General features: G+C 37.9%; 7 protein-coding genes. All 7 read right to left on the bottom strand.

What is annotated here, in order from left to right; genetic code table 11:
- Window positions 1-189 precede the first annotated feature (189 nt).
- Entirely contained in the window at window positions 190-429 is a 240-nt protein-coding gene (locus ACERII_RS22455) for a DUF6171 family protein (RefSeq protein ID WP_373645213.1), read from the bottom strand.
- Window positions 430-446: 17 nt separating this feature from the next.
- A complete protein-coding gene (locus tag ACERII_RS22450; protein WP_373645212.1) occupies window positions 447-1,934 on the bottom strand; it encodes an alpha-N-arabinofuranosidase in 1,488 nt (495 codons plus the stop codon).
- 36 nt (window positions 1,935-1,970) lie between these two features.
- Entirely contained in the window at window positions 1,971-3,983 is a 2,013-nt protein-coding gene (gene tkt, locus ACERII_RS22445) for a transketolase (protein WP_373645211.1), read from the bottom strand.
- Window positions 3,984-4,183: 200 nt separating this feature from the next.
- Window positions 4,184-4,828 (bottom strand): fructose-6-phosphate aldolase, encoded by a 645-nt coding sequence (gene fsa, locus ACERII_RS22440; protein ID WP_373645210.1) that lies wholly within the window; start codon window positions 4,826-4,828, stop codon window positions 4,184-4,186.
- A gap of 188 nt (window positions 4,829-5,016) precedes the next feature.
- The gene (locus ACERII_RS22435) at window positions 5,017-6,135 is read right to left on the bottom strand and encodes a GntR family transcriptional regulator (RefSeq protein ID WP_373645209.1); all 1,119 of its coding nucleotides are present in this window, start codon (window positions 6,133-6,135) and stop codon (window positions 5,017-5,019) included.
- A 129-nt stretch (window positions 6,136-6,264) separates the two neighbouring features.
- Window positions 6,265-7,752, bottom strand: coding sequence for an L-arabinose isomerase (araA, locus tag ACERII_RS22430; protein ID WP_373645208.1), 1,488 nt, complete (start codon window positions 7,750-7,752; stop codon window positions 6,265-6,267).
- A 57-nt stretch (window positions 7,753-7,809) separates the two neighbouring features.
- Complete coding sequence (gene araD, locus ACERII_RS22425; protein WP_373645207.1) at window positions 7,810-8,511, bottom strand: L-ribulose-5-phosphate 4-epimerase; 702 nt, start codon at window positions 8,509-8,511, stop codon at window positions 7,810-7,812.

The raw sequence follows: 8,511 nt of genomic DNA, 5'->3' as shown, positions 1-8,511 counted from the left end.
TAAATACCTAAATAAATTTCCAATTCTTTTGTTTTAAAGTCTTGACATATTACCGCAGGACTTTCTCTTTTCGAAACCTACCCCCACAGTATAAAAATGATGAGTGTCAATATATCTGGTAGTAAGTTTTGAAAAAAGTGCCTATCTTTAGTATGATTATTATCTTACTAACGGACAGACACTTCTTTCTTACCACCTAGGATTTCCAGGTTTCGGACAAAATTTATCTTTAAATAAAGCTCGATAGGAAACAATTTCTCCTGAATGCTGACAAGTAGTTCCATATTGCAGCGCTGGACATTCCATGCAAATGACTAAGCGTTCATCGTAAATATCATCAGATACTGATTTCTCTTCTTCGATCATTAATTCATCCATATCTACATGCACATTGATCCCACAGCTTTTACATTCTCTTGTTCTACTCATTAAAGTATTTTCCTGATTTATTCAACTGTTACCATAGCTACGGACATGGCAGGTAAAGTTACTGTTAATATACCGTTCTCCACAGTAAAACTTTCTAAAGCAACTGGTTTTACTTTCTCTGGATTATCGAAAGTATTGTGTGCATTAAATTCATCTGCAACTAATAGTCTTCCAGAAATATTGCCTGCTTGCTGTGCTAGCCCACGTAGCTCAATGGTAACAGTAGACTCTTCATTAGGATTTAAGTTACATAAGCTAATATTAATTTTCCCTTCTTTATCTTTAGAAGCAGAAGCACTTACAGAAGGTAACTTTTCACCGTTTAATTCATACATACCACTGGAAACATTAATGTCTAGCTTTGTTGCATCTTGGTGCACTTTAAACATTTCAAATACATGGTACGTTGGAGTTAGAATCATTTTTTCTCCTTCTGTTAAGATCATTGCTTGAAGTACATTTATAGTTTGTGCAATATTAGCCATTTGTACACGATCACTATGTTCATGGAAAATGTGGAAATGTAAGCCTGCAACTAGTGCATCACGAATGGTGTTTTGTTGATAAAGGAATCCTGGATTTGTACCAGGTTCCACATCAAACCAAGTACCCCATTCATCAATAATCATTCCGATACGTTTTGCTGGATCATATTTGTCCATAATCGTAGAGTGCTTCGTAATTAATTCATCAATATGAAGGGCTTTCTTCATTGTAATGAACCATTCTTCTTCTCTAGTATCTAATGCAGAGCCTTTCCCTTTCCAGAAGTCACCAGGAATTGTATAGTAATGCAGGCTCAAACCATCCATTAACCAATGAGCTTCTCGCATGAGTACTTCTGTCCAACGATAGTCATCTACGTTTGCACCACCGGCAATTTTGTAGATTTTATTCTCCCCATAATTTCGTACATAAGTTTGAAAACGACGGTATAGGTCTGCATAATATTCAGGACGCATATTCCCTCCGCAGCCCCAGTTTTCATTTCCTACACCAAAATACTTTAATTTCCATGGCTCTTCTCTACCATTTTCCTGTCTCCAGTTAGCCATTGGTGATTCACCGTCAAATGTCATATATTCTACCCACTCTGACATTTCCTGAACAGTACCACTACCAACGTTTCCACAAATATAAGGCTCTGTATCAAGCATTTCACAAAGCATCATAAATTCATGAGTTCCGAAGTGGTTATTTTCCACAACACCACCCCAGTGGGTGTTAACCATCCTTTTACGGTTTTCACGAGGACCTACACCATCTTTCCAGTGGTACTCGTCAGCAAAACAGCCCCCCGGCCAACGTAACACGGGAATATTAATGTTTCTTAATGCGGCAACCGTATCATTACGAATACCGTTTGTGTTAGGGATAGGAGAATCCTCTCCTACCCAGAAACCTTCATATATACATCTTCCTAAATGCTCGGAAAAGTGACCATATATATTTTTGTTAATCTTGCCTTTTTCAATATCTGCATTAATAACTACTTTATTTGTCATAAATTTCCCTCCTAGAAATAGTGGTCATTAGTTTAATTAAACAGTTGCTACTAGTTTTTCAACATGACTTACCACATTTTCTACATTAAATCCATACTCCCGAACCACAACATTTCCATTTCCAGAAGCCCCAAAGGTGTTAATTCCAATAATTGAACCTTGATCGCCTACATAGCGCTCCCAACCAAGCGGATATGCCATTTCAATACCTACTCTTGCTTTAATAGAAGAAGGTAGTACAGACTCTTTGTATTCTGCTGATTGCTGTTCAAATAACTCCCAGCTCGGCATACTTACAACTCTTACTCCTAACCCTTGCTTTTGTAACTCTTTTTTCGCTTCTACTGCAAGGCTTACTTCCGAACCAGTTGCCAATAAAATAACATCAGCATCTTTTTCTGAGTCAGATAATACGTATGCTCCTTTTCTAACACCTTCGCGCGCTAATTCTGGAGTTCCTTCTAAAACTGGTAATGCTTGACGAGTTAATACCATGGCAATTGGACTTTCTTTTTGTTCAAAGGCATAACGATACGCTTCTGTCGTTTCATTCGCATCTGCCGGCCGCATAACTGTTAAACCAGGGATAACCCTTAAGGATGGAAGTTGTTCCACTGGTTCGTGCGTCGGACCGTCTTCTCCAACAGCTATACTGTCATGTGTTAATACATAGACAACAGGCTGATTCATCATTGCAGCGAGACGAATAGATGGGCGAAGATAGTCAGAAAAAACAAAGAATGTCCCACCAAATGGCCTAATACCACCATGTAGAGCTAAACCGTTTAATGCAGCACCCATAGCATGCTCACGTACACCAAACCATACATTTCTTCCAGAATAATCTTCTTTACTGTATATTGGTAGCCCCTTCAGTGTTGTATTATTAGATCCTGCTAAGTCAGCCGATCCACCAAAAAGGGTTGGCATATTCTTAGCAATTGCATTTAACGCAGCTCCTGATGACTGTCTAGTAGCCATTTTAGGGGAATCTATAGAATATACTGGTAAGTCTTTATCCCATCCTTCTGGTAATTCACCATTTATCGCTTGAATAAACTGCTCAGACAATTCTGGATAAGTATTTCTATACTCTTCAAATTTAGTATTCCACTCTTTTTCCTCAGATTGCCCCTTTTCTACAATTTTACTAAAATGTTTACGAACAGCTTCTGGCACTTCAAATGCCTCGTGCTCCCAACCATAGGACTCTTTTGTTAACGCTACCTCTTCACTACCTAATGGAGATCCGTGAGAAGCTGACTTACCAGACTTATTTGGACTACCATGTCCAATAATTGTTTTCACTTCAATTAAAGTTGGACGGCTTAGCTCCGTTTTCCCTTCTTCAATAGCTTTACCAATAGCAGCTAGATCAGTACCGTCTTCCACTAGTACATAGTGCCAACCATAAGCTTTAAATCTCTGTTCAACACTTTCAGAGAAAGACATATGAAGGTCTCCATCTAAGGAGATATCATTAGAATCATAAAGAACAATCATTTTACCTAACCCCATATGACCTGCCATTGATGCGGCTTCTGAAGCGATTCCTTCCATTAAGTCTCCGTCACCACAAATGGTATACGTATAGTGATTAACAAGCTCAAATCCTTCTTTATTGTAAGTAGCAGCTAAATGAGCTTCCCCCATTGCCATACCGACAGCTGTGGATATTCCTTGACCTAATGGTCCTGTTGTTGCTTCCACACCAATAGTATGTCCATATTCAGGATGCCCAGGAGTCTTGCTTCCTATTTGACGAAAACTCTTCAATTCCTCCATAGGAAGGTCATACCCTGTTAAATGAAGTAAACTGTAAAGTAAGGCAGATCCATGTCCTGCAGATAACACAAAACGGTCTCTATCGAAGAAACTCGGATTCTGCGGGTTGTGTCTCATATGGTTCATCCACAGCTCGTAAGCCATTGGGGCAGCCCCCATTGGCATACCTGGATGACCGGAATTTGCTTTTTCTACCATATCAATAGATAAGGTGCGTAAGCTATTAACTGCTAGTTTTTCAATCGTAGACTCTACTTTCGTCATTGTTCATTTCCTCCTCAAGGAACTTTTCAGTAAAATATAAAAATTGCAAACTACCCTAAAAATACAACCTTTGTGTTGACTTCCCCTGCTGTATCGTTACCTTCATTACATAGATAGCAAATAAATGTTACAATAACTCAGTTTCATTCTCCATAATGCTATTTTCACTTGAACAGATATCCACCTCAAAGAAACAATTGTTATTTCGGAACTGATTCCCAATCACTTAAAAATTGTTCAATCCCTTTATCTGTTAACGGGTGTTTCCAAAGTTTTGGTAATAATGATCCTGGAATAGTTGCGATATCTGCACCAGCAATCGCTGATTTTTCTACATGTTCGATGTTTCGGATACTCGCTGCAATAATCTCCGTTTCAAATCCATAGTTTGTAAGGATCGCTTTCAAATCTCTAACTAAAGACATACCTTCCGTACCGATATCATCTAATCTTCCTACGAAAGGACTTATGTATGTCGCTCCTGCCTTTGCCGCCATTAGTCCCTGCGCTGCAGAAAACACCAAAGTTACATTTGTTTTGATACCCTTTTTAGTTAACTCATATGTTGCTTCAAGACCTTCCTCTGTCATTGGTAGTTTTATAACTACATTAGGGGCCCAACTTGCTAATTCCTCAGCTTCTTCCACCATTTCTTCGACAGTTAACCCTATTACCTCTGCACTTACAGGACCGTCTACTACTTCACATATCTCTTTAATAATGTCTTTAAACGGACGCCCTTCCTTTGCTATCAAAGTAGGGTTCGTTGTAACTCCATCTACTAATCCTAGCTTTGCAATTCTTTTAATTTCACTAATATTTCCGGTATCTAAGAAAAATTTCATACCTTCATCTCCTCTTAATATATTGTATTTAAAGTAAACAGTATTGAGTAATCACCACTTGAATTGTACGTCCATGTAAAGATCAGCACACCAAAAACAAACTAATTGTACGTACAATTCAATTTTAAACTGTGACATTTGTTTTTACAAGTAAATAATAAAAAAAAGAGACAAAAAAGGTCTTCCTTTTAAGTCTCATCATCCGATATCTTTTTAGTTGATTTACGAATCACTAACTCTGGATCATAAATAATTGTTTCATATTCTTTATTATCCTTGTTATTCTGATTGTTCTTTTGTACTAGATCGACGATTAACTCTGCTGCTGCTTCACCCATTTTATTTTTTGGATGTTTTACAGTCGTTAATTTCACTTCAGATGCTTCAGCAAGGAAAGAGTCGTCGTATCCAACAATAGATATATCATTTGGTACTTTTAAGTTTTTATCACGTAATACATCAAGCAATAATAAAGCCAATTCATCGTTATAACAAACTAATCCAGTCGGTACATCTGTTTGAGCAGATAATAGAATTTCCAGCTCATCCTTCGGCTTTGTCCGCTTTTCTTCAGAATAGTAACTTATTATATTTTTAGGATTAATTGGAATCTGGTATTTTCGATGAGCTTTAATATATCCTTTCATCCGCTTAATCCCCTGTATATCGTCTGTCTTAAAGAATCCAACAATATTCTTATGACCATGTTTAATTAAATGTTCTGTTTGGATAAAACCGCCCTTTTCATCATCCATAATCAAACATATTGGTTCTAACTCATCGTAAAAAGCATTTATCATAATGTAGGGGATATTCGTTCGTTCAAGATTAAAATAGTAATTAATATTTGGATTAGTAAAGGCACTTTTGGTTGGTTCTATGATCACACCATCCGTTTGCTGCGACAATATACTCTCCAAAATTCGTTTTTCATTTTCTATATCATTATTTGTACTATAAAGGTTTACTTGATATCCATTTTCACTTAAATACGATTCTGCTCCCCTGATAATAGAAGGGAAAATGTAATCGGAAATATAAGTAGTGATAATAGCAATGCTCTTTTTACTTTGCTGATTTCTCGACTCCTGAATCGAGCGGTCAGTACAAAATGTCCCCGATCCTTGCTCACGATAGAGCCAACCTTCGTTTACTAATTCTCCGATTGCAACTCTGACTGTATGACGGCTTACACTAAATTCTTTCATTAGTTCATTTTCCGAGCTTATTTTTTGATTAGGTTCATATGCCCCAGCTAAAATTTGTGATTTAATTGCTTGTTTGACCGTATTGTATTTCGTTTGCATAATGCATACCTCAATTCACTTGGTGACACCTTATTTCTTTCTCCACTTAGTAAACATGTTTATTGAAAAATACGGAGCTTTCCTATATCGGAAGCTCCGCAAATTTTTTTAACTTACCCAAAAATTAATTTAGAACTTGCGTGCAATCTCGTTCCACTTTAATTCATTTTGAAATTGCATTACATTAGTGGATTCATTGATAAATACAATCTCGATATCCGTCATCGTTGCCCAATCATATAACTGCTCAGGGGTAACTTCAAATGAAAATACCGTATGGTGAGCACCACCTGCATGGATCCATGCTTCTGCTGATTCACTTAAAGAAGGTAATGGCTTCCATAGAATTTGAGCTACTGGTAACTTTGGCATTTCCTTTACCGCCTTCACTGCTTCTACTTCATTTACTACTAGACGGAAACGATGTCCTAAATCAATTAAAGAAGCATTTAAAGCACGCCCCTCTGCTCCATTGAAAACCATTCTTGCAGGATCTTCTTTACCACCAATTCCTAATGGGTGAACCTCAATCCTTGGTTTATCAATGGCAATTGTAGGACAAACCTCAAGCATGTGAGACCCTAATACTAATTCATTCCCTTTTTCTAAGTGGTACGTATAATCTTCCATAAAGGAAGTTCCTTTACCTTCAGCAATGATTTTCATCATACGAGTAAGTGCTGCTGTCTTCCAATCTCCTTCACCACCAAAACCGTAGCCTTGTGCCATTAAACGTTGCACAGCAAGACCTGGTAACTGCTTCATTCCGTGTAAATCCTCGAAGTTGGTAGTAAAGGCGGTGAAGCCACCTTCTTCTAAGAACGATTTCATTCCTAACTCAATACGCGCTTGATATAGAATGGATTCTCGATATGCTTCAGAAGTTTGTGCTTCTGAATTAATATCGTATAATTCACTATACTCCTCGTAAAGAGCAAGCACTTCTTCTTCTGGAATTTCACTCATTCGTTGTACTAAGTCACCAATACCAAATGCAGTTGTTGTCCAACCGAATTTAATTTGGGCTTCTACCTTATCTCCCTCAGTAACAGCTACATTTCGCATATTGTCACCGAAACGAGCTACTTTTAAATTATGACTATCAGCCACAGCGATAGCTGTTCTCATCCATTTTGCCGAACGCTCTCTCACCTCAGCATCTTCCCAATGCCCAACAACCACTTTACGAGCTATGTTCATGCGAGCACCAATAAATCCATACTCACGGTCCCCATGAGCAGATTGATTCGTGTTCATAAAATCCATATCAATAGTATCCCAAGGGATCTCACGATTGAACTGTGTATGCAAATGTAGAAGAGGTTTCTTTAGTTCTGCAAGGCCTGCAATCCACATTTTAGCTGGAGAGAACGTGTGCATCCATGTAATAATACCGGCACATGCCTCATCTGTATTTGCCTCTCTAGTTAATTGATGAATCGCATCCGCTGTTGTCATTACAGGCTTTAAAATGATTTCGAAAGGAATGCTTTCATCCCCATTGAAACCTGCAACAATTTGACGAGAATGCTCTTGTACTTCTTCAATTGTCTCTGGTCCATATAAATGTTGGCTTCCTGTTACAAACCAAAATTGGTATTTTTTCATTTTTATCATAGTAAAAATCCTCCTTTAACATAACATCGTTCTACATTTTTTTACCAAAGGTATAACTTACATTTTCTTTTGACCGTAATATGCATTTGCTCCGTGTTTACGTAGATAGTGTCTATCTAATAATGTTTGGTCCATCGGCGGAGTGCTAGGATTAATGGTAAGCGTTTTCCAAGCCATTGTTGCTACAGTTTCTAATACCACTGCATTATGCACAGCATCATTAGCATTCTTACCCCAAGCAAATGGTGCATGGGAATGAACAAGTGCACCAGGTACTTGATTCGCTTCTATATTCAAGGATTTAAAGGTTTCTACTATTACATTCCCTGTCTCCAGTTCGTACTCGCCTTTAATTTCTTCTTCTGTCATAGGGCGTGTACAAGGTATTTCCCCATAGAAATAATCTGCTTGGGTTGTCCCAAGGGCAGGAATTGATCTACCTGCTTGTGCCCAACTAGTGGCAACTGTCGAATGGGTATGAACAATCCCTCCTATTTCCGGAAAAGATTTATATAATACTAAATGTGTTGCTGTATCAGATGAAGGGTTTAAATTCCCTTCAACAACATTACCTTCCAAATCAACAACTACCATGTCTCGACTTCTCATTTCAAAGTACTCTACTCCACTCGGCTTAATAACAACGAGCCCTTTATCACGGTCAATACCACTTACATTTCCCCAAGTAAATGTAACAAGTCCATATTTAGGCAGTGCAAGGTTTGCCTTAAACACATCTTCTTTTAATTGTTCTAACAA

It is taken from the genome of Evansella sp. AB-rgal1 (assembly GCF_041820985.1).
Lineage (GTDB): Bacteria > Bacillota > Bacilli > Bacillales > Salisediminibacteriaceae > Evansella.
Note: the sequence above shows the minus strand (reverse complement) of the source record. Positions and strands in the feature narration are given on the sequence as shown.